This is a genomic window from Paenibacillus dendritiformis, assembly GCF_015845845.1.
Taxonomy (GTDB): Bacteria; Bacillota; Bacilli; order Paenibacillales; family Paenibacillaceae; genus Paenibacillus_B; species Paenibacillus_B dendritiformis_C.
On the sequence record NZ_LDIG01000121.1, the window covers coordinates 26432 to 52346 of the forward strand.

Sequence of the window (25915 nt, forward strand, 5' to 3'; positions counted from 1 at the left end):
TACAAAACAGGCCCCTCTCTCCTCAAGAGAAGGGCCAGCCCCGATACAACCGAAATGCTCACATGAACTTCCGCGACACCTTTTTCCCGTCATAGGTGAATAGCACCATCTTCTCCTCGACCTTCGTCTCGAGGTGGACGGCTTTGCCCCACAGCGTATAGACATAAGGCAGCGTCCGTTCGAGATATTTCAGATCGAGCTCGAGCCCCTCGTAATAATGCTTCAGGAACAGCTCCCCGTTCCGGTGGTAGTCGCCGTCTTCGACGACAAGGAAGGGGAAGCCGCCGTTGACGCGCGAGTAGACGAGCTGATCGCGGATGTTCTCCCAGGATTTATCGGTAATTCTCCATTCCGGGCCCTTTTTCTCGAAAATGTACAGGTCCAGCTCTTCCGTCAGTTGTTTCGTTAAGTAATTGCGCAGGAACGATTGGTCGGAGTCGAATTCGCGCACCTCGAAAATTTTGGCGCGGCCCTGCCCCGGCTGGCGGCCGAACCGATCGCGCTCCTCCTGCGTCGGGTTATCCCACCGCTTCTCGATATCCTCAAATATTTTCAAGCCCAAATAATACGGATTCAGGCTGTGGCGCGACGGCTGTACGACCGAAGCGTTCAGCTTCGCGTACTCGAGCGTCTCCTCCGGTGTCAGATCCAGCTCCCGCAGGATGCGCTGATGCCAGTACGAGGCCCAGCCCTCGTTCATGATTTTCGTCTCCATCTGGGGCCAGAAATAAAGCATCTCATCGCGCAGCATCGTCATGATGTCGCGCTGCCAATCCTCCAGCACCGGGGAGAATTCCTGGATGAACCAGACGATGTCCTTCTCCGGCTCCGGCGGGAAGCGGCGGTCGGCCATCTCCGCCCGGGATGAGGCGGAGTGCATCGCCGCCTTCATTTCCTCGAGCGCCCACAGATCGTCGTAGGCTCCCGGCGGTCCGGGCGGCTTCCCTTCGCGCTGCTCGCGCATTTTCAGCTCCATGTAGCGCTGCTTGTCGAGCGTTCGCGGCCGCACGATCTGCGGATCGATATGCTCCTGGATCGCGAGCACGGCATCGATGAAGCTCTCCACCGCCTGCGTCCCGTATTCCAGCTCATACTGCATGACGCGCTCGGCCGTCGCCGACATGCTCTCGACCATATTGCGGTTCGACGCGGAGAAGCGGGCATTGTTCTTGAAGAAATCGCAATGCGCCAGCACATGCGCGACGATCAGCTTGTTCTGAATGAGCGAATTGCCCTCGAGCAGAAAGGCATAGCACGGGTTGGAGTTGATGACGAGCTCGTAGATTTTGCTTAACCCGAAGTCGTACTGCATCTTCATTTTATGAAAAGTCTTGCCGAAGCTCCAGTGGCTGAAGCGGGTCGGCATGCCGTACGCGCCGAATGTGTAGATAATATCGGCCGGGCAGATCTCGTAGCGCATCGGATAGAAGTCCAGCCCGAAGCCGGCCGCGATCTCGGTAATCTCGTCGATGGCATAGTTCAGCGTCTGCATGTCGTCGGCTGTCATGAGCGCACCCCTTCCGGCTGTTTTTTGAAAAAATGCTTGAGCGCGCGGTACACCTCGGCTTTTTCCTTGATGACATAGTGCATAAAGTGGGGGTTCTGAATATGGCGGTACGCGGACATGAGCGTGCTGCTGCGATTGTATTGGTTCACTTCGCCGTAGCCGAACAGGTTGGCGCGCTTCAGCAGCTCGCCGATCAGCTTCACGCAGCGCTCGTTATCGCTGGTCAGGTTATCGCCGTCCGAGAAATGGAACGGATAAATATTGTAGGAAGAAGGCGGGAACCGGCTGTCGATAATGTCCAGCGCCTTCAAATAGGCCGACGAGCAGATCGTGCCCCCGCTCTCGCCGCGCGTGAAAAATTCGTCCTCGCTTACTTCCTTTGCCTCGGTATGATGGGCGATGAAGATCATGTCGACCTTCTCGTATTGGCGTCGCAGGAAGCGAGTCATCCAGAAGAAGAAGCTGCGCGCGCAATATTTCTCGAACGAGCCCATCGAGCCGGACGTGTCCATCATGGCGATAATGACCGCATTGGAATGGGGCTTCACGATCTCCTCCCACGTCTTGAAGCGCAGATCGTCCGGACTGATGCGGTGAATGCCCGGATTGCCGGCGAGCGCATTGCGGCGCAGGTTTTCGAGAATGGTCCGCTTCTTGTCGATGTTGGACATGATGCCCTTTTTGCGAATATCGTTGAACCGAATGTCGGTCGTCTCCAGTTGATCCCGGTCCTTCTGCTTCAAATAAGGCAGTTCGAGCTCATCGAAGAGCATGTTTTCGAGATCCGCGATGCTGACCTCGGCTTCGATGACATCCGCCCCGGCCTGATCGCCGGCCTGCTGCCCTTTGCCTGCGCCTTGGGAGCCGTCGGTGCCGAGGACGTCTCCGACCTGGCTGTCGCCGTCTCCTTGGCCGACATGCTTTTTCTTGTTGAAATTGTAGACGAAGCGGAATTCATCCAGGCTCCGGATCGGAACTTTAATGATTTGCTTGCCGTCGGACATGATGATGTTTTCCTCGGTGATGAGATCGGGGAGATTCTGCTTAATCGCGTCGTTAACCTTCTGCTGGTGGCGCGCTTGATCCTGATATCCTTTGCGATGGAGCGACCAGTCCTCGCGGGACACGATAAACAACGGGTTGGTCATAGATGGCCCTCCTTACTAACCAAGTGAAATGCCCTGAATAAGCAGATGAATCGCTTTCTACTCACTTTATTCAGGAGGGCCGGGATTGATGAGGGAGGATGACGATGATTCTTTGCCTGCGGCGGCGGTGCGCCGGAGACGGCCGCTTGGGCCGCCCGGCTTATTCCATCCAGTGGAGCTGGCTCCACCGCGGCATGCCCGTATTGGGCTACGGCGCGCCTGGCGTGCTTCGTCCTTCTTTGATATAGCGGGTCAACAGGGCCGTCAGCTCCTGGACGATGTCAGGGAAGCGATCGATTACATTTTGCCGCTCGCCGATGTCGTCGGATAACCGGTACAACTGGAACGATGGGGCGCCGGGAGGCTCTTGTCCAGGCGCCGGATCGCTCCAGCCGCCGGAGCCGGGGCACAGCTCCAGCTTCCATTCGCCCTTGCGAATCGAGAAGGAGCCGTCGATCGAATGGTGCACGATCGCTTCGCGAAGCGGCTCCGTTCCGCCCGTCCCGAGCCAGAGGGGGAGATGGCTGACGCTGTCCTCGCCCGCGTCGTCAGGGAGCGTCTGGCCCGTCAAGCCGGCAGCCGTCGCCATGAAGTCGACGAGGCAGACTGGTTCGTCGGAGACGGTGCCCGCCGCGATGCGCGCAGGCCAGCGGACGAGCAGCGGCACGCGGTGGCCGCCTTCATAAATATCGGCCTTGTGACCGCGGAAGACGTAGCTCGGGTAATGGCCGCAGCGGGCCAGCTCCTCATAATCCGCGCTCGGGGAGCAGCCGTTGTCGCTCGTGAACAGGACCACCGTATTTTCCGCGATCCCGCATTCCTCCAGCTTGCGCATAATCGCGCCCACGACGCCGTCGACCATAAGGACGAAGTCTCCGTACAGATTGGTTCCCGAGCGACCGACGAATTCCGGCGCGGGCAAGATGGGCGTATGCGGGGCGGGCAGCGGGAAGTAGATGAAGAACGGGCTGCCGTCCCCCGCCGAGCTGCCCCGCTCAATCCGCTCCAGCACTTTCTCGGTCAGCCGGGGCAGCACCTCCTCATGGCGGAAATCGGGCGCCGTCGGGCCTTCCCGCCAAAATCCTTTGCGGTCATCGCTGCGGGTCAGCCGATCTGGCAGCTCTGTCACGGCATCATTTTCGATATAAACATAGGGCGGCATATCGAGCGAGGCGCTGATGCCGTAGAATTCGTCGAACCCGGCATCGACCGGACCGCGCCGAATCGGCTGGCTGAAATCGACGTCCTCGGCCGCGGGGCCGTTCCGGTGCCAATCGAGCCCGAGATGCCATTTCCCGTAGCATGCCGTACGATAGCCGGCTTGCTTGAACAAGGATGCGACCGTCATCCGGCCCTCTTCGAGGATGCTGGGAGAATACCCCCACAGGACGCCTTCCTTCAATTCCGAACGCCAGTTATACCGTCCGGTCAGGATGCTGTAGCGCGAAGGGGTGCAGACGGCGGAGGAGGAATGCGCATCGGTGTAGATGAGGCCCTCCCGCCCGAGCCGATCCAGATGCGGCGTCGCGATTCGGGACCCGGGGTTCAGACAAGAAATGTCGCCATATCCCATATCGTCCGCCAAAATGTAAATGACATTCGGATGCGCGCTTTTGGCGTTCATTGTCGTCATGCTGCGGTTCAAGTTCTTGTTCACATCCATATTCATGCTTCCCCTCTCCCTTCCTGAATCGCGGGCTGCAGCAGCTTCGTCACCTGCGCGGCCTCGTCCTGCAGCAGCTCATAGATGCGGCGAATGAACGGGGCCTCGAAGGTAGTGCCCGGCATGCCGACGGCAATCGCGGCGGCGAGGCGCTCCCCGTCATAGACCGGAACGGCGATCCGGCGAATATGGGGGAGGATGGCCCCTTGATCATCCGCCAGGCCGCGCTCCGCGGCGTCGGCCATATACCGCTCCAGCGCCGCCGCATCCGGACGATATGGCGCCAAGGCTCCGTCCTCCGCGTGCTCGAGATATAAGCGCCGCGTCGCTTCATCGACATGCGCCAGCAGCAGGAAGCCCCAGGGATGAAGCGGGTAATCGGTCCGGATCTCGCCCGTCTGCTGCATCGCGACGCCTTCCGGATGCACCCGCTTGTCCCGGCAGATCATGCGGCCATGCCGGAAATCAATCCAGAGCGCGGTGCAGCCCGCCTCCCGGGAGATGCGGTCCAGCACCGGGCCGCTTGCGCCGCGGATCCCGTGATGATGCTCGGCCCGCTGCATCAGGGCGAACAGCTTCGGCCCGGCCACATATTGGTGATTCGCGTCCTTCTCCACATATTGCTGCTCGAGCAGCACCTGCAAATACCGGTTCAGGCTGGCCGCGCTCAATTCCGCCGCCGCCTTCAGTTGATTGAATCCGATGCCGGATTCGGATTCGACGATCGCCTCCATAATGCGAAGCCCGCTGATCAACCCTGGTGCGGAAGCCGCCATCGTTTGCACCTCCATTGGACTTTAGAGTTTTAGTATCATATAAGTTACTAATTAATAATACATATGATACTTTGGTTTTGCTTGTAATGCAATAAAAAAACCGGCTCTGCTGCAATAAAAACCGGCTCTGCGCGAGCCGGCTTCTGGTTACCGTATAACCGGTTATGTTATCGCCTCAGAGGGGGCTTGCCTTCCGCTGCGGCCCCTCCGCGCCGGGATAGACGAGGAAGGCGTCGCCGGACGGGAAGGCGTACGCCGCGTCCGTCGTGCGGAACGGATCGATCGGCTTCCGCGAATATTGCGAGTAGTAGAAATTATAGCCCCAATGGAGGAAGCCGTCGGCCTGGAATTTGTGGAGCTGCCAGCCGAGAATGCGGTTGCGCGCCGAAGGCATCGCGAAAAAGCGGTTCGACACCTCCCGGTACTGGGAGCAGCAGTAATAGGTCCAGAGCGGCTTCACGCCGTTCTCGATGAACGGCTCGATATGATTGTTGGCCGGAACCGGCACCTGGACGAGTCCGCTCTGATAAAAATCATAATCGGACAAGGCATCCATCACCGGGAACCCCGCCAGCAGATCGGATACGGGCCTCCACCGCATTGCGCTAAGAATCCATCTGCTCGACGCGCGGTTCGTCCGAAATATGGAAATGAGCCCGGTCCGCGATGCCGTCACAGTGGAACCATTCGGTATGCATGAGCTCTTGCTTGGGCAGGGCGGCCGGGAGGACGGTGAGCGTGAACGTCTCCTCGGCGAGCAGTTCGCCCCCGCTGCTCGTCAGGCTGACCGTGAGCGGATGCTCGCCCGCGGCCCAACGTTCATCGATCTCGGCGGTAATCCAGAGCGCCCGCCATTGTCCGGGACAGATGACGATGCCCTCCCGGGGCTCTACAGGCGCCAGCAGATCGGGATAGAGGCCGGGGGCGGTGCGGAGCAGATTGCCGTCATGATGTGCGTAAATGGGCAGCTCGGACGGAACCAGCTCGACCTTGTGGACCGCGATCGCTTCCGCTACGCCGCCGCGCACTGATACGGCCGCTTCCTTCAGCAGCTCTTCGCCCCGGTAGGCAAGCTGAAAGTGCAGGGCTTCCCCCTGCAGGACGGTTGCGGTGCGGAAGTCGGGAGCCTGCAGCGGCTCGTCGGCAAAAACCTTGACTAAGGAGCTGAGGATGCGGGTGTCCAGCACGTGATTTGCCATAGTTTCATGCCACCTTTACATGGAAGAGTAACTTTCTCTTGATTCTTATGATAACGCTTTCTACAATTTCTCCATGCGGGCGGATTTTCCTGTAGCCGCATAACCATAAAAAAACACAATCCGAAGTACCCGGATTTGGCAGGGACCGGCGATACCGGCTCGAAGTTCATTATCGACCATATGATCAAGATGATCTATGGCAAAGAGCCGATCGCGGACTGGCCGAACGTAATCGACGAATATTTGGTCAAAGGCGGCCAGGAAATAATTGACGAAGCGACCGAGCCCTATCGCAAGAAGGATGGGGTCATTGTCCGCGAGAACGCGAAATAACCGCTGTCCCGGTTAATGAATCCGGAAGCTATCGCCGGAACGGGAGGATGCAGCGTCCGTGCTTGGCGGGCTCGGGAGAGCCTGGGGACCCGCTGCGCCCCATCCTCCTGATCCATCCAGGTCTACATACGCGCAACGACGGAGACGGACGACAGCCATATGCGTGCTGCCGTCCGTTTTTTCGTCATTTTTCCGTTTCGTCATCCCAAAGGTGTGCGGCCCGTGTATAAGCCTTGTCGATTGTTGGTATATATTCACCTCTTCATAAAGACATCCTTCCATTTCATTGTGGAAAAAGGCGGCGGATTCAGATAAGATAGAATCGTAAAATAGTATAGATCACCAAATGATCCATAAAGGAGCTGGCAACATGCTGCGACGCTACGCAATGATAGGAAGCCTGAATATGTTGTTGTCCGTTGCGCTGGGGGCGTTTGGTGCGCATATTATGCAGGCAAGGCTGACACCGGAGCGGATGGCGACCTATGAGACGGCGGTTCAATATCATATGGCGCATGCGCTTGGATTGATTCTGATTGCCATCCTGGCGGATAAACTGGCGGACCAGAAGAAAGTGCAGTGGTCGGCCCGACTCCTGTTCACGGGCATGATCATCTTCTCGGGGAGCTTGTATTTGCTATGCTTCACCGGATTCTCCATGCTGGGTGCGATTACGCCGATTGGAGGCGTCGCTTTCCTTATCGGCTGGCTCATGCTGGCCTTGGCGGCGCGAAGATAGCATCAAGCGGACGGGTTGAGACTAGGGGCCGGAAGGAAGAGTGCAAGGTGAATAATCAGATAGAAGAACCGAGGATGGAACCGCGAAGAACGTCGCTGTTCGTCGTTACATCGTTATTGGCGGCCATAACGTGCATCGGAGGGGCGGTCGTCTTTTTGCTGTCGGAGGGCGTTCTCCGAATCGGTATCGGGATCCTGTGGGGAGCCGCGGTGGCGTACATTATGGTATCCGAATGGCGGGTCAAGCCGCTTCGGCGAGAGGCAATCCGCCAGACTCGGTGTATACGTGACAACAGAGCACCGGCCGGTTCGGAGTGGGCATATTTGGTTAATCATGTGCCTGTTCCGATTTTTTTTATAGAGAGGGATGGCGCGGTTAAGGGTGTGAATCGTTCATTCCGGGGCGTAACGGGATATGAAGAAGATAGGCCGGCATTGTCCAAGGTGATGGATGAATGCTCCAAGCGGAAAATATTGGACGCCATGCAGGAGCTCGAACCGGGCGGCGAGAAGGAGCTTGCGCTTGCCGGGTTCCATAAGGAGGGCTTTCGCCAGGATTGGATAGCCCGGATTGTCCGTCTGGCCGATGGGGCCTGCCCCCAAGCGGAACGGCCGATCTATTCGGTCTGCCTGCAGGATCCGAGCCCGGACCGCCATATGGCGGAGCGGATCCGGTACATGTCCTATTACGATGATATGACCGGGCTGCCGAACCGGCGGATGTTCATGCAGCGATTGGAGGAAGCCATCGGGATGGCCGTCAATGAGCGCTTCTCGATAGCCGTACTGTACATGGACCTCGATCGGTTTAAGCGGATTAATGATACGTTCGGGACGGATTTCGGCGATATGCTGCTGATGCAGATTGCCGAGCGGCTGCTGCGGACGATGACAGACAATGACGTGGTGGCCCGCATGGAAGGCGACGAATTCGCCTGCTTTTTCACGTTCGTGGAATCGGAGGCTGAGGTGCACAAGCGGATCGCGCAATGGCTGTCCGTCTTGGAAGAACCGTTCTGCTTGAACGATGTTCCGGTTCATGTGACGATGAGCATCGGCATTACGATGGTCGACAACCCGGGCTCGACAGACGGGGCTCAGGCGATCAAGCAAGCGGATCTGGCGCTGTCGCGCGTCAAGGAGCAGGGGAAGAACGGCTTCCTGTTCTATGTGCCGGAGATGAATGATCGGCCGCTGGAACGGCTGACTCTGGAAAATGACATGCGGCGGGGGCTGAAGGAAGAGGAATTCGAGCTGTATTATCAGCCGCAGTTCGACATGAATACGGAGCGCATCGTCGGCATGGAAGCGCTGGTCCGCTGGAATCATCCCGTGCGCGGATTGATCTCGCCGGGGGAATTTATTCCGATCGCGGAGGAGAACGGCTTCATCGTCGCCCTGGGCACATGGGTGCTTGAAAAGGCCTGCCGGCAAAATAAAGAATGGCAGCAGAAGGGCTTTCCGCCGATACCGGTATCGGTCAACCTGTCCGTCCGCCAGTTCGAAATGGACAACCTGTCGAAGACGGTCCAGGACGTATTGGCCAAGACCGGCCTGGATCCGGCCTACCTCGACCTGGAGATTACGGAGAGCATGACCATGGACGTGCCCAGAGCGTCTCCCGTGCTGCAGCAATTGAAGGATATGGGGGTAGCCATCAGCATTGACGATTTCGGCACCGGCTACAGCTCGCTCCATTATCTCAAAAATTTCCCGATTCATCGGCTGAAGATCGACCGATCGTTTGTCCGCGATTTGCAGCAGGATCCGAATGATGCGGCGATTGTGTCCGCGATTATCGCCTTGGGACACAATATGAATATGCAGGTCATTGCCGAAGGGGTGGAGACGGAGGAGCAGCTCCAGTTCCTGCAGAAGCATAAGTGCGATGAAATTCAGGGGTTCTATTTCAGTCCGCCGCTGTCCTGCCAGCGGTTCGAGCAGTTATTCCGCGAACATTGCGGGACATACATAACATAGGCTGGCGATACAACAGCCGCCATGCGAAGTCGTTGGGACTTCCGTGGCGGCTGTTCTTGTACTGCATTAATTATGGGCATCCATCGATTCGATTTCGAACAGTTGGTAGGCGTAGACATTTTTTTCATCGACATGGTACACATTCAGCAGTTGATTGACGGGGTCATAATTCAGAATCCGGCAAGGAATGCTCAACATTTTTCCTTTTCCTTTGTTGACGGTAAGCCGGACGAGGGAATTGTGCTCGATATAACGCTTGATCTGAAGCTCTGTCAAAACCAGTCTCATTCGCGTAGCGGAAGGAGCTTGGCCTTTCTTCCCCGGACAGTCAGCGTTCCCCGCGATGGGGCTCTCTTGTTCCGGGGAATCGGTATCCGTCTGACTGGACTTCGTGACCGGCACCGGACGGGAGTCAGGGACAAGCGAGCGTACCGCTGCCGTTTCGGCTTTCTTCTCTCCTGCGGTATCCGCCGCATGGGGGCTTTGGTTCCTTCCTCGAGTTGCGGTTGGCTTGCCGAATGGAGTCTCATCCATGTTGTTCTGCTGCATGGCTTCCATCAGATTCAACAGGGATCCCATTTGCGCACCGGATTGAATTCGGAGATCAAGCACATCCGGTGAAGCATGAAGCAGGTGGAGCAGCTTCTCCAAGGTGGCTGCATTGGATTCGCCTTTGACCAGGATGTCGACATTAAATTTGTACACGTTAGATGTTGATGTTATGGGATACAGCATGTTGATTCCTCCAACCTGGACAATTAGCCTAGATGAACCCATTATAATACGGGACAAAAATCATAGCATAGTCCATAAGAACTATTATTGGCAAAAAGATTTTCATTTCCCTGAGGGACCTTCCGCAGTGGGGATGCATACCATGGTATCATCTTGGGCGGAAGGGGAATTTAAAATGATGCGTATGGTGCCAATGGCTGTGGACGGCATGACCGTTCTAGGCATTGAAGTCAAACTTCCAAAGACGACGCTGCTCGCGATTACGACAGAGGAAGGATACATTATGTGCGGTGCGCTCGATGTCGGTCTGCTGAATGAAAAGCTCAAGGATCGCCGCATTATTGCAGGGCGGGCCGTCGGGGTCCGCACGCTGGAGCAGTTGCTGGAAGCGCCGCTCGAGTCGGTGACCGCCGAAGCGGAGAACCGGGGCATTCGTGCCGGCATGACGGGAAGAGATGCGCTCGCGCGGATGGCGTAGGCGGAAGCGGAGCCTCTGGCTGGATACGTATACCGAAGGCGAAAAGCAGCCGGCTTTTCGCCTTCGCGAATCATCTTTCAAGCGGTAACGATAAGGGACAAGCGGTCCCGGATTGCGCTAATTAGGAAAGGCCATGGGCGTACTCCTCACCGAAAGCTGACTCGGCGGCGGAGATCGCTTCCCGAATGGATCGCGCCCGCAGCCGGATTGCATCATCTTCAATGCGGTCAATGTCGGCGACATGGGAAAGGCCGACAATCCGGCGAATCATTTTGCAGCCGCCATAACCGACTGCATCCTGCAAAAAATTCGTTCCATATATAGATCCTGGTATCCAGGGGTAAATGACAAACGATCGATGCCCTGCTCGTTCCACAGCGAGCGGAAGCGGGAGTCGAACCCGGTCCACACCGCTTCAGCCGTTGCCAGCAAATAGGCGCGGTGCCGCTTCCGGGCATCTTCGTCCGTACTCCAATATTCATGGCCTGCCGCATTGAGCAGCAGATTGGCCAGGACCGCGCCGATATCGAAGCCGATCGGGCCATAAAAGGCGAACTCCGGATCGATTACTTTGGTCGAGTCCGGCGTGACGAAGATGCTCCCCGTGTGAAGGTCGCCATGAAGCAAAGCCTGAGCCTGCGTCAGGAACTTCTCCCGGAGCAGCATCACTTCCAGATGAAGGGCCCCATCTTCCTGCAGCTTGCGGTGATCCTCGCGCAGCGCTTCCTCGCAGTTATTATTCGGTGATTCGGTATAGGGATCGTCGAAGATCAGATCCTCGGTTATTTTGCACAGCTCGGGGTTGGTGAACGAAGCCGCGATTCGTTTTTTCTCCTGTTGATTGCATCCCAGGTCCGAGGTGAAGAACAACGTATGCGCCATAAATTCCGCAATATGATCGGCGAACAGCGGATACGAGGCGGATTGGATCAGCCCGTGGCGCATAATCGTATGGCCGCTCAGATCTTCCATGATGGTGAGCGCTAGCTCCGGATCATGCGCATAGACCTTGGGAACGAGATGAGGGACGAGCCTTCCTTGATTCAAAAGGGCTTCGCTTTCGATTCGGGCCCGATCCAAAGTGAGCGGCCACGATTCTCCCACCACTTTTGCATACGGGAGCGCCTGCTTGATAATAATACGTCGAGGGGAAGTCGATTCATCGGTTCCCTCCGCGACGCCGAACACCCGAAACACCAAATTCAAATTGCCGTCGCCAATTTCCTCGCAATGAAGAGGCAGATCGGGCGGGAACAGTCCTTCGATCCCGCGGGCCAGAGCCACGGCATCCTCCAGGCTCAAAGGCCGGTAAGCTGTGTGATAAGTCATCGTAGACAGGCACCTCCCGGTACTAAAATGAACATGAACAATCTTCCATCTAAGAGGTTGTGCAATAAACTCGCTCCAAGACTGTTGCGATTTAGTATAGCGGATTTTTTTCCTGTGGAAACTTTAAATTTGGAGGATGAGCAGCTTAGGGCCCGGGATTCAAAGACGCCGGCTAAGGGTACTTATTGGATAAGGGATGCGGAGCTCCGGGACGGTATAAAATGATGCAAAATTTCCGTCAAGGGGTTGAAATTAACTCATTCTTATATTAGAATTATTATCAACAAGAAATAATTCAAAACTCAGGAGGCGTTTTACTTATGTCGAACCAAAAATTGCAGCAAATGTTGAATCAGCAAGTAGCCAACTTGAATCTGATGTATGTCAAGCTTCACAACTATCATTGGTTTGTCAAAGGCGATATGTTCTTCACGCTTCATGAGAAGTTCGAAGAATTCTATGATGAAATCACGGAGAAAATGGATGAAGTGGCGGAAAGATTGCTTACAATCGGCGGCAAGCCTTACGCTACGTTGAAGGAGTATGCGGCGAACGCGACGATTCCGGAAGCGCGCGGCAACGAGACCGCCGAAGATATGGTCAAGCAATTGATCGAGGATTTCAATCAATTGATTACCGAATTCGGAGAAGCGTTGAAGGAAGCCGACAGCATCGGAGACAACGTGACCAACGATATGCTGATCGGCATGCAGGGCGATCTGGAGAAACATATCTGGATGCTGAGCTCTTATCTTGGAAATGCCTCCAAAGCCGTTCACCAGATGGCGTAAACCGGGGATGGGTCTATCGGCATCTGTCGGCGGCCGAATAAGAATAGCTTGAAGGCGAAGCATCCCTTGCGGTATGGCAAGGGATGCTTCTTCTGCGTAATTGCATTTGGGCGGGATTCACTTCAACAGCGATAATGTCGGAGGCGGCCCAGGCTTCGTTTGCATTAATATTTTTGATTTATGCGACAATGGTGAGAAAGGGTGTCATCGTTATCCAATAAATTACCGCGGATCGGTTGCCGAACTTCGAGCCGAGTTCTCGCAGGCAGGAGCTGAGGGACGGAGAGGGATGCAAGGTCGGAATGAACGGAAGGGAGAAGAGGTTCGCTATGTTCGCTTCTTCATTATGCAGGCTGGCGTCGGCTTGTCTGTTGCAAGGTTGATTTATATATCCCGATGTACTAATATTATATATTGAGAATCATTGATAATCACTTTATAATGATTACTATATAAGAAAGGCTCTTGCAAAAGATTAATCTTTAATTTAAAGTATACATCTTTTTAACAAATCCATCAATCTGGAGGTTACGACACATGGCAACTGAATTCGTCATTAATGGTTTGAAGGCGACCATTGAAGGTAAAGAGATTCTGAAAGGCATCAGCCTCTCGATGAAGGGCGGGGAAGTGCACGCCATCATGGGGCCGAACGGAACAGGGAAAAGTACATTGGCATCCGCTCTGATGGGCCACCCTAAATATGAAGTAACCGAAGGCAGCGCCACGCTCGACGGCGAAGATTTGCTGGAAATGGAAGTCGATGAGCGCGCACGCGCGGGGCTGTTCCTTGCGATGCAATATCCGAGCGAGATTGCCGGCGTTACGAATTCCGATTTCCTTCGCAGCGCCATCAACGCGCGCCGCGGGGAAGGCAACGAGATCTCCCTCATCAAGTTCATCCGCCAGATGGAATCGAAGATGAAGGAATTGGAGATGAACGAAGAGTTCGCTCACCGTTATTTGAATGAAGGGTTCTCCGGCGGGGAGAAGAAGCGGAACGAGATTCTTCAAATGATGATGCTGGAACCGAAGATCGTTATCCTTGACGAGATCGACTCCGGTCTGGATATCGACGCGCTGAAGATCGTCGCGAACGGCGTCAATGCGATGCGCAGCGAAGATCGCGGCTTCTTGATTATCACTCACTATCAACGGTTGCTGAACTACATCAAGCCTGACTTCGTCCACGTGATGATGCAGGGCCGCATTGTCAAATCCGGCGGACCAGAGCTGTCGGAGCGGCTTGAAGCAGAAGGCTACGACTGGATTAAGGAAGAGCTTGGCATCGCCGATGAGACGGTTGGACAAGACGCCTAACGACATTCAGCAATTCGATTGACAGGAGGAGCGATGGAACCGATGAGCACGCAAATAACTTTACCAGTGAACCGGGATGCGGTAGCCGACCTTTCCGCCCGCAATAACGAACCGGCATGGTTGACCGAGTTCCGGCTGCAGGCCTTGGACAAGGCGGCAACACTGGATAACCCGATATTTGAAAAAACGAAAATCGACCGTTGGGATCTGGATGCATACGGTCAGTATGCGGAAGGCGCGGCGGCGGACAGCTTCGCGGCTCTTCCGGAAGGCGCCCGCGCTGTGTTCGGCGAAGGCGCGGAGCCGGAAAATGTGCTGGTGCAGCATAATTCCGCGGTCGTATACAGCAAGCTGAATGCCGAACTGGCTGCCAAAGGCGTCATCTTCACGGATCTGCATACGGCGGCACGCGAGTATGAAGAGCTGGTGAAGCTGTATCTGATGCAGGCCGTCAAGGCTGACGAGCACCGCATTGCAGCGCTGCATGCGGCGCTGTGGAACGGCGGCGTATTCCTGTACGTGCCTCGTAATGTAGAAGTGGACGTACCGGTGCAAGCTTTATTCTATACCGATGATTCCAAGGCTACGTTCGCGCCGCATGTGTTAATTGTCGCCGATGCGAACAGCCGGGTGAATTATGTTGATAATTACGTGTCCGGCCCGTTGACCGAACCGGTGATGCACAACGGCGTGGTGGAAGTGTTCGTCAAGCCGGGGGCGAAGGTGACTTACGCTTCGATTCACCATCTCGGCGAAGCGACGACGGATATTTCGTTCCGCCGTGCCATCGTAGAGAATGACGGCCGCATTGAGTGGGTCGTCGGCGAGATGAACAACGGCAATGGAGCTTCCGATACCTGCTCGATTCTGACGGGCAACGGCTCAACCTCCGACGCGAAGGTCATCTGCGTCGGCAGCGGCGAGCAGAAGCTGAATATTACGACGAAGGCCGTTCATATCGGCCTCGCTTCCGAGAGCGATATGATTACTCGCGCGGTGATGCGTGAATCCGCTTCTTCCATCATCAACGGTATTACGAAGATCGAGAAGGGCGCTTCCAAGGCGAACGGACAGCAGACCGAACGCGTGCTGATGCTGAGCCCGAAAGCCCGCGGCGACGCCAACCCGATTCTCCTCATCGACGAGGACGACGTCAAGGCGGGACACGCCGCATCGGCCGGGCAAGTGAATCCTGAGCAAGTCTATTATCTGATGTCCCGCGGCATATCCAAGGAGGAGGCGGAGAACCTGATTATTCGCGGGTTCCTGGCTCCGGTCGTGGCCGAACTGCCAAATGAGCATCTGCAGAATCTGCTGCGCCGGTACATCGAAAGGAAGTTAGGACAATGATAGGGCGCGAGCTTCGTAAGCAGTTTCCGATACTGAGTCAGGAGATTAACGGTCACCCCCTCGTCTATTTGGACAATGCGGCTACTTCGCAGAAGCCGGCAGCGGTTATCCGTGCTATTCAGGACTACTATGAACGGGACAATGCGAACGTCCACCGCGGCGTGCATACGCTCGGTTCCCGGGCAACGGATGCTTATGAAGGAGCGCGCGAGACAGTAGCCCGGTTCATTCGTGCCCGGCATCCGGAGGAGATTGTGTTCACTCGCGGCACGACGTCGGCGCTGAATCTGGTTGCCTCCTCCTATGCCCGCTCCGTGTGCAAGGAAGGCGACGAGATCGTATTGACGCCGATGGAGCACCACAGCAATCTCATTCCGTGGCAGCAGGTTGCGAAGGCAACCGGCGCTGCGTTGAAATATATTCCTCTGCAAGAGGATGGAACGATTGACCTGGCGGACGTGGAACAGACCGTGACGGATCGGACGAAGATTGTCGCGGTCACCTATGCCTCGAACGTGCTGGGCGTTATCAATCCGGTGAAGGAGATCGCGGCCATCGCGCATCGCCACGGCGCCGTGATGGTGGTCGACGGGGCGCAGAGCACGCCGCATATGCGGATTGACGTCCAGGACTTGGATTGCGATTTCTATACGCTGTCCGGGCATAAAATGTGCGCTCCGACAGGCATTGGAGCGTTGTATGGCAAGAAAGAGCTGCTGAACAAGATGGAGCCTGTCGAGTTCGGCGGCGAAATGATTGACCATGTTGACCTGTATGAGTCGACATGGAAAGAGATCCCGTGGCGCTTCGAAGGCGGCACGCCGATTATTGCCGGAGCCGTCGGCTTGGCCGCGGCGATGAAGTTCCTCGAAGAGGTCGGTCTCGACGCGATTGCCGCTCATGAGCATGAGCTGGCGCAATATGCGGTCGAGCAGCTCTCCGCGATTGAAGGGATTACGATTTACGGTCCGAAGAAGAACCGGATCGGTCTCGTTACCTTCAATCTGGATGATGTTCACCCGCATGATGTCGCGACCGTTCTCGATTCGAAGGGCATTGCGATTCGCGCCGGCCACCACTGCTGCCAGCCGCTGATGCGCTGGCTCAAGGCAAGCGCGACGGCACGGGCCAGCTTCTATCTGTATAATACGGAGGAAGACATCGACCGTCTGGCAGAAGCCTTGCGGGCAACAAAGGAGTATTTCAGCGATGCAATTGGATGATTTGTACCGGCGCGTCATCATGGATCATTACAAAAAGCCGCGCAACCGCGGTACGTTCGATTCCGATGCGGTCACGATCGAATTGAACAATCCGACCTGCGGCGATCGCATTTCTTTGCAGCTTATGGTGGAGGATAATAAAGTCATCGATGCCCGCTTTACCGGAGAGGGCTGCTCGATCAGCATGTCGAGCGCCTCGATGATGACCGACGCGGTCAAGGGCAGAACGTTGGAAGAAGCGATTGAGATGGCTGAACGATTCTCCTCCATGGTGAAAGGCGAGAACGTGACATTCGACGAGTATGAGGATATTGAAGCACTGTCTGGCGTATGCAAATTCCCGGCCCGGATCAAATGTGCGACGCTGGCCTGGAACGCGCTGCGCAAAGGGATTGAAGAGCCGACGAAATAACGGCGAGAAGGTACGTGGATAACGTACGGAGGAGGTAATGCACCATGGCGAAAGAAATGCCAGAACTTGAGGAATATAAATATGGCTTTCGCGATAATCACCAATCGATTTTCCAATCGGGCAAAGGATTGACTCCGGAAATCGTCCGGGAGATCTCCAAGATTAAGGGCGAGCCGGACTGGATGCTTGATTTCCGCTTGAAGTCGCTGAAGCAATTCGAGAAAATGCCGCTTCCGCGTTGGGGCGGCGACCTAGATGAATTGGATTTCGACGATATCCAATATTATGTTCGCCCTTCCGAGAAGCAGGGCAAGACGTGGGAAGAAGTGCCTGCGGAGATTAAGGAGACGTTCGACAAGCTCGGAATTCCGGAAGCGGAGCAGAAGTTCCTGGCCGGCGTATCCGCGCAGTACGAGTCGGAAGTCGTCTACCACAGCATGCAAAAGGAGCTCGAAGAGCAAGGCGTTATCTTTATGGATACCGACTCGGCTCTGCGCGAGCATCCGGAAATATTCAAGGAGCACTTCGGCACGGTCGTTCCTCCGGCGGACAACAAGTTCGCGGCATTGAACAGCGCCGTATGGTCCGGGGGCAGCTTTATTTATGTGCCGAAGGGAGTCAAATGCGAAATTCCGCTGCAGGCGTATTTCCGCATCAACTCCGAGAACATGGGGCAATTCGAGCGCACCCTCATCATCGCCGACGAAGACAGCTTCGTGCATTATGTAGAGGGCTGCACGGCTCCGATCTACAGTACGAACTCGCTGCATAGCGCGGTCGTCGAGATTATCGTCAAGAAGAATGCCCGCGTTCGCTATACGACGATTCAGAACTGGGCGCCGAATATTTACAACCTGGTTACGAAGCGTGCGGTCTGCGAAGAGAACGCGAACATGGAATGGGTGGATGGCAACATCGGCTCCAAGCTGACGATGAAATATCCGGCCGTTATTTTGAAGGGACGGGGAGCCAAAGGCTCGGTGCTCTCCATCGCGGTAGCGGGCAAAGGCCAGCATCAGGATGCAGGCGCGAAAATGCTTCATCTGGCGCCAGACACGACTTCGACAATTGTATCCAAGTCGATCTCGAAGCATGGCGGCAAAGTAACGTATCGCGGCATCGCGTCCTTCGGCCGGAATTCCGAAGGCTCCAAGGCCAATGTCAAATGCGATACGCTCATCATGGATAATCAATCCACGTCCGATACGATTCCGTATAACGAAGTCATGAATGACAACATTCAATTGGAGCATGAGGCGACCGTGTCCAAGGTGTCGGAGGATCAGCTGTTCTATCTGATGAGCCGCGGATTGACGGAAGACGAAGCGACACAAATGATTGTCATGGGCTTCATCGAGCCGTTCACGAAGGAATTGCCGATGGAATATGCGGTTGAGATGAATCGTCTCATCAAGCTCGAGATGGAAGGCAGTATCGGGTAATTTCATAAATAAATCAAGTGTTTCATACGTGTCCGTCTTGACCCAACGTTGCCGTTGACGTCAAGCGGGCACGTTTTTTTGCCCTGAGAGTGCCTCATAGCATATCCCCTAGCTGAAAACGTTTTATCCATATAATTTCTTAATTTACTGAAAATGTATGATTTCCTCAAGTCAGTTGTACAGTTCATTCCTTGTCCCGCTTGCATTAAATATAGCATCCCGTGATTAAGGAGCTATTCCTGTAATGAATTAAAATGCAGTTTGCAAAACAAAAAGCGCCTCCTGTATGCTGGGTCTCGGAATACCGTACATTCACTGCCCTAATTAAGAGGAGGACGCTCATTATGAAGTTTACCCAATCGAACAAGCAAAATCAACGGATTTCGAGAATTTCCGAAACGACGCTGGTCATTGGAACCGACATCGCGAAGCACAACCACGTCGCTCGTGCCTTTAATTATCGAGGCATCGAACTAGGCAAGCGGTGCTTGTTCCAGAACGACGAGAATGGCCTGTTGAACCTGCTAGCATGGGCTGAATCCATCAAGCAAGAGCATGGGCTAACGGATATACTGCTGGGCGTTGAGCCAACCGGTCACTACTGGTTCCCGCTGTTTCATTTCCTGAAGCAGCGTGGCATTGAGGTTGTGCTTGTCAACCCGCATCACGTCAAGAAAAGCAAGGAACTCGACGACAACTCGCCGACCAAGAACGACATCAAAGATGCGAAAGTCGTCGCCAAACTCGTCATTGACGGACGCTATACACAGCCACAGCTGCCAGAGGGCATCTATGCCGACCTGCGTGTGCTTATGAATCAGCGAGACCGTCTGTGTGGGGATTTGAACCGCGTGAAAGGAAGAATTCACAATTGGCTGGATCGCTTCTTTCCCGAATATAGGCAAGTTTTTAAAGACTGGGAAGGCAAGGCCTCACTCATTACGCTTACGAACTTTCCGTTGCCGCAAGATGTCATAGCCGCAGGCGAAACAACGGTGGTGGGGACCTTGAAGAAGAACGACGTGAAGCGAGCTGTTGGCCCCAAGAGAGCGGAGTTGCTCTACCGGAAAGCCCGAAAGTCCATCGGCCTCACAGAAGGCGCTACGGCGGCCAAGCATGAGCTAGCCATGTATTTGGAGCAATATGCCATGCTGTGCAGGCAGATTGAGCAACTGATGGAGTTTGTGACGGGTCTGGTGGAACAGATTCCTGGTGCGAGCCACATGTTGAGCATTCCGTGCATCGGCCTCGTCACTGTGGCAGGATTCCTGGCGGAAGTCGGAGACTTGGGCGGCTATGACCATAGCCAACAAATCGTCCGTCACGCCGGTCTGAGCCTACGGGAAAACAGCTCCGGGCTTCACAAAGGAGAAACAACCATTAGCAAGCGTGGGCGCTGTCGCCTTCGGGCTTTGCTGTTCCGGGCGACACTCACGATGATCGCCAAGAACCCAGAGTTCCGGGCACTGCACTTGTACTTCACCACACGCCGGGATAACCCGCTGAAAAAGAAGCAGTCCATGATTGCGATCTGCAGCAAACTCATCCGCGTCTTGTTTGAACTAGGCCGTAAACAGAAGAACTATGACAGCAGTAAGGTGCTCGGCCCACATCGGGAGGCACAATTGCAAGCAGTGGCTTGATTCATTCGCAGCGTAGCAACCTACTTTTCGTTTCGCGCTTATACACAAGTTGATCTTTGACAAACGAAGCACGGATAGGCTGGGAGAAATCATCACCATAAGGGCATCGACCCCGTTAAGGAGCTAACCTGGCCTCCACCCCTTGAGAGGTAGAACGAAGGAATGTAAGGGCATCGACCCAGGGAGATATGGGAGGGTTAACCGCGAGGGAACATGTGGAGATCCATATGCGACCATACGGCTTTTAAAACGAGGTGACCACCACCTCTATTCCCGCCGACAGGTCGATCCCATATATTCACTCTCCGTCAAATATTATCCTCAAGCGCTTCGTAGGTCAAAGATAAAAACATGCGTAATAGCTAGAAAAACGAAGAAAACATTAATTTATTGAGGGAGGTGAAAGGAATGGCAATTACTAAACCGTTTTTGGCGGGCCGGAGATTTCAGGCGACAATTGGCGACGGTACAGGTACAGGCGCTACGTTCGCGATAGCGGCAACTGAATTTACTGACGATACCGGCGCCGCTGCTACAGCCTTTCCAGGATCTTTTGCCTATTATACTCTCTACATCAATGGAGTCGTCCAATTGGGGGATACGTCAACCGTAACAACGACGACGATTACGATTCCGGATGGAAATGTGTTGGATGGTGCCACTCCTGTCGTGGTCGAATTTGTAGTCAATTAATAACGGCTACACGGTTTCGTAAGTAAGCATCTCATTGGCTGTTTCGGGAGTCCGCTTTCCGGAACAGCTTTTTTTGTGCTTCTGGTAGGTCCCCATAAACGTAAACGGCATACGATAGGAATAAGATGCCACACCACTTGTATGGGGGTGAACAATCAACGTGGACAATCAAATGATTCGCGTTACGGCAAAACCGTGGGATCCAGCCTTGAAAATCGGCTTTCTCGATCCTTCTGCCAAAGGCCCGTGTAATTCCCTTTCCCCTCCTCCGGACTGTCGGGCGGTGTTCCCGGGGGAACCGGTTCCTCCGCCGGCTCCCGAGATTTTGCAGGTGGAGACCTTTCAGTTCATTACGATCGCGGACGGGGTTCGAAACGCATACACGAACGGGGATGGACTCGCACAATTCCAGAGCAGCAGCATACTGAACCCAGGAACGGTCTCATACTTTAATTTATTTATTAACGGTATGCTGCAGCCGCTCAACGCATATACCGTTACGGAAGGTCTCCTCCAAATCGATGGGGTCCCCGAGCAGGGAGTTCCCATTACCCTTCAATTCATCCGAATCATCTTGAAACCGGAACTATGAGGCAGCAGGCACCGTTCCCTCACCTTGATGGTGGGGGATACGTTGTGTGCTGCCGGCGAATTGTCTTACGCGGCATCCGGGACGGCGTCCTGCATGCCGCCTGTCTCGCGGCAGGGGGCTGACGCCCGTTCCGGCTGGAACGCATCTTGTCCTGGAGACGGCTGACCGGCCGCGGACGATCGGCATGATACATCGTTACAAGAATGAAGTGCAGCAGGAGTTGAAACCACTGGCGATGAAGTAGAGTAAGTTTCCTTTTCTCCCGATAATTATATAAAATAATAATAATTACTTGATTTATCCATCTTTGTGAGGGATAATACCCGAAAGTTGTTCATCATCTGAAAATATCACCTTGATTGAACCAGTATATGATAGATATATAGCCGATTGATGAATTGGCTCGTTCTCGCCGCCCAGATAATCCTTTTTGCTGGATATCGATCGTACATCTATATCGAGAAGCAGGCGACGCTTGAATTCGCCAGACAGTATGTGAAAGCGACCTACGGCGATAATTTTCAAATAGATGAAGGTGCAGAACATGATTTCTCTAGAGGGACCTGCATTATCTCTGCTAATGATAGCAATCGGAATATACTCTATATTCTTGTCTTGAAGAAAAATTCTTCAGGCAGCTTTCGTGTAATTGAATCAATTGAACAATAGAAACCAGATATACAGTTTTTCCACATTTTTTCTGTCCCCAAGCTCCTTCGGCCGACGCAGAATCCTTCGTAATCCGGTTCCCCATGAATGTCTTCCCTCCGCTGGCGCATAATAAGTGAATCTACACTGCTTGCGCCGCATCGCGCACCGCAGAGAATGTTCGACAGCAGTTGTGAAGGAGGAAGCGACATGAAACGCGTAAGGAAACGCCTGGAACGAGCGGCACGAATCGGGATGATCTGCTTTGCGGCAATAGCCCTGCTGTTCGTTACGGCGGAGACGAGTGTACATAGAGGGGAGGCTGCGGGGAAGGCTTCCGGAGATATGGCTGCCCAAGGGAGAGCGCTTGCTGCTGCAGCTATGGAAGAGCTGAGCCCAATGGCGATGAGCGCTGCCGGGAAGCCGGTACGCAAGGATCGGGCTTATTTCGAAGAGCGGGGAGATATCGTTTGGGAGGTGCCGTCAGCCGGCAAGCGGATTGCCCTTACCTTCGATGATGGCCCTGATCCGAAAAATACGCCTGCCATTCTGGAGCTACTGAAGCAGTATGACGCCAAGGCGACTTTTTTCCTGGTCGGCTGGCGGCTCAAGGATAACCCGGAATTGGCGAAGCGCACTCTCCGTGAAGGACATGAGATCGGGAACCATTCATACTACCATAAATATTTCCGCCGCGGGATATCGGCCGCCGAGATCGAGGAGGATATGATGAAGGCGCACCGCCTCATTAAAGAGGTGACCGGAACGGCCCCTCACTTGTATCGCCCGCCTGGCGGCTACTATAACCAACAGCTTGTCGATGTCGCCCGTGCCAACGATTACCGCATCGTCATGTGGTCGTGGCATCAGGACACGAAGGACTGGAGCTCGCCAGGAGTTCAGCGCATTGTCAATAAAGTTTTGAATTCGGCCCGGAATGGGGACATCGTGCTGATGCATGATTTCGCGGAGGGCCGTTCGCAGACGGTGGAGGCGTTGAAGACGATTTTGCCGGAGCTCAAAAAGCGGGGCTACTCCATGGTCACGGTCTCCGAGTTGATGGCGCACCGGGTCAAGGGAGAAGTGAAAACGCCCCGCAAATAAGAAAAGTGAGGTTACATGTACACATGCTCGATTTCCAACTGTCTCCGCTGCGCCAGATCGACGAACTCCTGATCGATTTGCACGAGCGGGCGGAACAGTTCGGTCTGATTCGACATCACGATGACTCCCGTCCGGCCGTCATTCAGGCGGGCTTGCTTGTGCAGGAAGTTCGGAATCATGTTCCGAATAAAGGTATGGGTCATCGTAGGATCCAATTGGCCGAAGCTCATCGCGTGCAGTTCCCGCAATACGCAGAACAGGTTCTGCTTCGGCAGGCCGCTGCAGGCCGAGGTCATCTCGCTGTATACATCGGCGATGGCGACAATACGGGAGACGGGATGAATCTCGTCTTCCTTCAGGCCGAACGGATAACCGCTTCCATCCAGCCGTTCGTGATGCTGCAGCGCGGCCAGATAAAGCCATTCGTCTTCATAGGTCCCCCGAAGCAAGTCGCACCCGAAGCGGGTGTGCTTTTTCAACTTCTCGGCTTCTTCCTCGCTCTGAATTCCCGCCCTTTCCAGCCATGAGGTATCCGCATCCACCAGGGCCATGCCGATCTCATGAAGGAAGCCGGCCTTGCCGACGCGCACCGCATCCGCCTCATTATAATTGAGCCACTTCGCCAAATAATAGGAGAGCATTCCGACTTGCACCGAATGCTGGTAGGTGCAGTCATCTTCCGCCCCCATCCTCAAGAGCAGAGAGACGACATCCCGTTCCGCTTTTATCTGGTGAATCAGCGGGGTCAAGGTCTTTTCCACTTGCTCATCTTGTATATGACCATGGGCAGCCGCCTCATAGAATAGATTCTCAACTCCGGCGACCGCTTCCCTGTAGGAAGACTGCAGCCGATCCGCTCCGGAAGAGGAAGCGAGTTGTGGAAGCGTTGTCATCGATTCGGCTTGTCTTTCTTCAATATCGATAAAATCAAGATGATGCCGCAGGAGCAGGGCGATGTCCTTCTCCTTCAATCTCGTTCCGGCGGAGATCACAAGAAGACCGTGGGAATTAAAAATATCCTTCGCCACGATATCGCCGTCCGTAACGCTTAAGACATGAACCTTCACGTTCATTCACCGTCCTAGCCAAAAATAGACAACATATGTACCGTAATCATATCAACTTCATCGGAGCGTGACAACAGCATTTCCCATTTTACTTAAAAATTATCGGTCATGAAATCGGCCCACCGCTCGTATACAGAGTAGTAGGGCTTGTATAATCCGATCCATCCAGCCTCGATGGCCGGCCATCCCTCCGCTCTTCCCCTGTAGCCACGCGAATCGGACACATGCTATTCTAATCAGTGCACGCCATTCTAGAGAAGGGAAGGATGGGAATACGATGCCATCGCTTCAATGGAATACATCGGATTCGGATTCGATTCTGCTGCTGTATACGAACGATATTCATAGCCATTGGGACGGAGCGGCCCGTCTGGCCTCGCTTATGAACCGTTACCGCCGGCATTGCGGGGAAAAGATTGTGCTGCTGGATGGCGGCGATCACATGGACCGGGCTTATATGGAGACGGAGGGGAGCTATGGCGCGGCGAATGTGCGGCTTATGAACCGGCTAGGCTATGATGCCGCCGTGATCGGCAATAATGAAGGGCTGACATTCGTGCCGGAGCGGCTTGGGCGAGTATACCGGAGCAATGCCCGTTTTCCCGTCCTGGCCGCGAACGTCACCGCGCTCGGCACCGGGCAGCGTCCGGATTGGCTGAAGCCGTGGATCGAGATAGAGCGGGGCGGGATTCGGATGGGCATCGTCGGCGTCACTGCGCCTTACGTCGACTATTACCGACTGCTCGGTTGGGAGGTCGGCGATCCGATATCTTCCGTTCAGGAGGCGGTCTCTGTTCTCCGTCCTCGCGTCGATCTGGTCGTTGTCCTGTCGCACTGCGGACTGACGACGGATATGAAAATGGCCGAAAGCACGGAAGGGATCGACCTTATTTTGGGCGGACACAGCCATCACCTGCTTCCGGACGGGCATAAAGCGGGCCGGACCTGGCTGTTGGCGGCGGGGAAATACGGCGACCATCTGGGCGTGGCCGAGTGCCGTCGGGCCCCTTCGGGCGAACTGGAGCTGTCGGTGCGCTGCGTCCCGGTGACCGAAGAGCTGCCTGATCCGATCGTGGAGGCCGAACTGCTCCAGGCCAGGGCCGAGGCGGCCCGGCAACTGTCCGTCCCTGTCGCTCAGGTTGCGGAGCCGCTCACCGTGCGCTACGATCGGCCGTCTCCTTTCGGGCAACTGCTGGCCCAAGCGCTGCGCGATCATACCGGGGCGGATATCGGCCTCGTCAATGCCGGCCAATTGCTGGGGGATCTGCCGGCCGGAACGGTGACCGAGGGCATGCTGCATAAGCTATGTCCATCCCCTATCAATCCGGTCCGGATGCAGCTATCCGGAGCGGACGTGAAGCAGGCAATCCGGGAGAGCCTGCACGAGGAAGCTTACGGCCGGGTCGTCCGCGGCTACGGATTCCGCGGGGGCCAGCTTGGCACGCTGTGCGTGGACGGGCTCCAGGTGGAATGGAGGCGCGGCCCGGACGACGAGCGGATCCGGCTGTGGCTCGATGGCCGGGAAATAGCCGATAACGATCGTCTCGTCGTCGGCACGATCGACATGTTTGTATTTGGCGGAGGCTATCCGAGCTTGAAAAATGGACAGGATATCACATTTTTCCTGCCGGAGATGCTGCGCGATATTTTGGCCGTCCAGCTGCGGAAGGCGGAGGAGCTGCGCCGCTGCCGCGAGGAGCGGCTTACGATTGTCCATTATCGTTAGTCGGAAAGGTGGACACCT

At 55.1% G+C, this 25915-nt stretch carries 25 protein-coding genes and 1 pseudogene; 17 read left to right on the forward strand and 9 right to left on the reverse strand.

Annotated features, from left to right (window positions below; translation table 11 throughout):
• Positions 1–58 precede the first annotated feature (58 nt).
• A complete protein-coding gene (locus ABD76_RS10375; protein ID WP_197256626.1) occupies positions 59–1507 on the reverse strand; it encodes a SpoVR family protein in 1449 nt (482 codons plus the stop codon).
• Positions 1504–2655, reverse strand: coding sequence for a sporulation protein YhbH (gene yhbH, locus ABD76_RS10380; RefSeq protein WP_197256628.1), 1152 nt, complete (start codon positions 2653–2655; stop codon positions 1504–1506). The genes ABD76_RS10375 and yhbH overlap by 4 nt, the downstream gene beginning before the upstream one ends.
• Before the next feature lie 104 nt (positions 2656–2759).
• On the opposite strand from yhbH, the gene ABD76_RS28990 reads away from it, so the two are divergent.
• A complete protein-coding gene (locus ABD76_RS28990; RefSeq protein WP_206765602.1) occupies positions 2760–2903 on the forward strand; it encodes a hypothetical protein in 144 nt (47 codons plus the stop codon).
• On the opposite strand, the gene ABD76_RS10385 is transcribed toward ABD76_RS28990, so the two are convergent.
• The 4 genes from ABD76_RS10385 to ABD76_RS10400 all read right to left on the reverse strand — a co-directional run bounded on the left by ABD76_RS10385 (position 2864) and on the right by ABD76_RS10400 (position 6293).
• Entirely contained in the window at positions 2864–4324 is a 1461-nt protein-coding gene (locus tag ABD76_RS10385; RefSeq protein WP_197256630.1) for a sulfatase family protein, read from the reverse strand. The genes ABD76_RS28990 and ABD76_RS10385 overlap by 40 nt on opposite strands.
• Entirely contained in the window at positions 4321–5094 is a 774-nt protein-coding gene (locus ABD76_RS10390) for an IclR family transcriptional regulator (RefSeq protein ID WP_197256631.1), read from the reverse strand. The genes ABD76_RS10385 and ABD76_RS10390 overlap by 4 nt, the downstream gene beginning before the upstream one ends.
• 175 nt (positions 5095–5269) lie before the next feature.
• Positions 5270–5695, reverse strand: a complete 426-nt coding sequence (locus ABD76_RS10395; protein WP_197256633.1) for a DUF4091 domain-containing protein — start codon at positions 5693–5695, stop codon at positions 5270–5272.
• Between the two features lie 4 nt (positions 5696–5699).
• Complete coding sequence (locus ABD76_RS10400; RefSeq protein ID WP_197256635.1) at positions 5700–6293, reverse strand: hypothetical protein; 594 nt, start codon at positions 6291–6293, stop codon at positions 5700–5702.
• Between the two features lie 135 nt (positions 6294–6428).
• Here ABD76_RS10400 and ABD76_RS10405 point away from each other — a divergent pair, with 135 nt between their 5' ends.
• The 3 genes from ABD76_RS10405 to ABD76_RS10415 all read left to right on the forward strand — a co-directional run bounded on the left by ABD76_RS10405 (position 6429) and on the right by ABD76_RS10415 (position 9344).
• Positions 6429–6626, forward strand: a complete 198-nt coding sequence (locus ABD76_RS10405; RefSeq protein ID WP_197256637.1) for a hypothetical protein — start codon at positions 6429–6431, stop codon at positions 6624–6626.
• A gap of 370 nt (positions 6627–6996) precedes the next feature.
• Entirely contained in the window at positions 6997–7365 is a 369-nt protein-coding gene (locus ABD76_RS10410) for a DUF423 domain-containing protein (protein ID WP_087445208.1), read from the forward strand.
• A gap of 74 nt (positions 7366–7439) precedes the next feature.
• Positions 7440–9344, forward strand: a complete 1905-nt coding sequence (locus ABD76_RS10415; protein ID WP_206765603.1) for a putative bifunctional diguanylate cyclase/phosphodiesterase — start codon at positions 7440–7442, stop codon at positions 9342–9344.
• Positions 9345–9410: 66 nt separating this feature from the next.
• On the opposite strand, the gene ABD76_RS10420 is transcribed toward ABD76_RS10415, so the two are convergent.
• The gene (locus ABD76_RS10420; protein WP_197256641.1) at positions 9411–10079 is read right to left on the reverse strand and encodes a hypothetical protein; all 669 of its coding nucleotides are present in this window, start codon (positions 10077–10079) and stop codon (positions 9411–9413) included.
• A gap of 175 nt (positions 10080–10254) precedes the next feature.
• Between ABD76_RS10420 and ABD76_RS10425 the strand changes: the two genes are divergently transcribed.
• Positions 10255–10557, forward strand: coding sequence for a YunC family protein (locus tag ABD76_RS10425; protein ID WP_197256643.1), 303 nt, complete (start codon positions 10255–10257; stop codon positions 10555–10557).
• 121 nt (positions 10558–10678) lie between these two features.
• Here ABD76_RS10425 and mtnK read toward each other — a convergent pair.
• Positions 10679–11886 (reverse strand): annotated as a pseudogene (gene mtnK / locus ABD76_RS10430) (S-methyl-5-thioribose kinase).
• 320 nt (positions 11887–12206) lie between these two features.
• On the opposite strand from mtnK, the gene ABD76_RS10435 reads away from it, so the two are divergent.
• The 11 genes from ABD76_RS10435 to ABD76_RS10485 all read left to right on the forward strand — a co-directional run bounded on the left by ABD76_RS10435 (position 12207) and on the right by ABD76_RS10485 (position 23104).
• Positions 12207–12677 (forward strand): Dps family protein, encoded by a 471-nt coding sequence (locus ABD76_RS10435; protein WP_197256645.1) that lies wholly within the window; start codon positions 12207–12209, stop codon positions 12675–12677.
• A gap of 537 nt (positions 12678–13214) precedes the next feature.
• Entirely contained in the window at positions 13215–13997 is a 783-nt protein-coding gene (gene sufC / locus ABD76_RS10440; protein ID WP_197256647.1) for a Fe-S cluster assembly ATPase SufC, read from the forward strand.
• Between the two features lie 42 nt (positions 13998–14039).
• Positions 14040–15347 carry a Fe-S cluster assembly protein SufD gene (sufD, locus tag ABD76_RS10445; RefSeq protein ID WP_197256648.1) on the forward strand — a complete coding sequence of 436 codons (1308 nt, stop codon included), beginning with the start codon at positions 14040–14042 and terminating at the stop codon, positions 15345–15347.
• Positions 15344–16570 carry a cysteine desulfurase gene (locus ABD76_RS10450; RefSeq protein WP_197256650.1) on the forward strand — a complete coding sequence of 409 codons (1227 nt, stop codon included), beginning with the start codon at positions 15344–15346 and terminating at the stop codon, positions 16568–16570. The genes sufD and ABD76_RS10450 overlap by 4 nt, the downstream gene beginning before the upstream one ends.
• On the forward strand, positions 16557–16982 hold the full coding sequence (gene sufU, locus ABD76_RS10455) for a Fe-S cluster assembly sulfur transfer protein SufU (RefSeq protein ID WP_197256652.1): 426 nt from the start codon (positions 16557–16559) through the stop codon (positions 16980–16982). The genes ABD76_RS10450 and sufU overlap by 14 nt, the downstream gene beginning before the upstream one ends.
• Positions 16983–17026: 44 nt before the next feature.
• A complete protein-coding gene (sufB, locus tag ABD76_RS10460) occupies positions 17027–18424 on the forward strand; it encodes a Fe-S cluster assembly protein SufB (RefSeq protein WP_197256654.1) in 1398 nt (465 codons plus the stop codon).
• A 344-nt stretch (positions 18425–18768) separates the two neighbouring features.
• Positions 18769–20067, forward strand: a complete 1299-nt coding sequence (locus tag ABD76_RS10465; protein ID WP_197256656.1) for an IS110 family RNA-guided transposase — start codon at positions 18769–18771, stop codon at positions 20065–20067.
• A 408-nt stretch (positions 20068–20475) separates the two neighbouring features.
• Positions 20476–20760, forward strand: a complete 285-nt coding sequence (locus ABD76_RS10470; RefSeq protein ID WP_197256658.1) for a DUF4183 domain-containing protein — start codon at positions 20476–20478, stop codon at positions 20758–20760.
• 172 nt (positions 20761–20932) lie between these two features.
• Entirely contained in the window at positions 20933–21352 is a 420-nt protein-coding gene (locus tag ABD76_RS10475) for a DUF4183 domain-containing protein (protein WP_197256710.1), read from the forward strand.
• A 46-nt stretch (positions 21353–21398) separates the two neighbouring features.
• Positions 21399–21596, forward strand: coding sequence for a hypothetical protein (locus ABD76_RS10480; RefSeq protein WP_197256660.1), 198 nt, complete (start codon positions 21399–21401; stop codon positions 21594–21596).
• A 614-nt stretch (positions 21597–22210) separates the two neighbouring features.
• Positions 22211–23104, forward strand: coding sequence for a polysaccharide deacetylase family protein (locus tag ABD76_RS10485; RefSeq protein WP_242069505.1), 894 nt, complete (start codon positions 22211–22213; stop codon positions 23102–23104).
• A gap of 11 nt (positions 23105–23115) precedes the next feature.
• Here the strand turns inward: ABD76_RS10485 and ABD76_RS10490 are convergent, their stop codons facing one another.
• Positions 23116–24177 (reverse strand): HD-GYP domain-containing protein, encoded by a 1062-nt coding sequence (locus ABD76_RS10490; RefSeq protein WP_197256662.1) that lies wholly within the window; start codon positions 24175–24177, stop codon positions 23116–23118.
• 271 nt (positions 24178–24448) lie between these two features.
• Here ABD76_RS10490 and ABD76_RS10495 point away from each other — a divergent pair, with 271 nt between their 5' ends.
• The gene (locus ABD76_RS10495; protein WP_197256664.1) at positions 24449–25897 is read left to right on the forward strand and encodes a bifunctional metallophosphatase/5'-nucleotidase; all 1449 of its coding nucleotides are present in this window, start codon (positions 24449–24451) and stop codon (positions 25895–25897) included.
• The last annotated feature ends 18 nt before the right edge of the window (positions 25898–25915 follow it).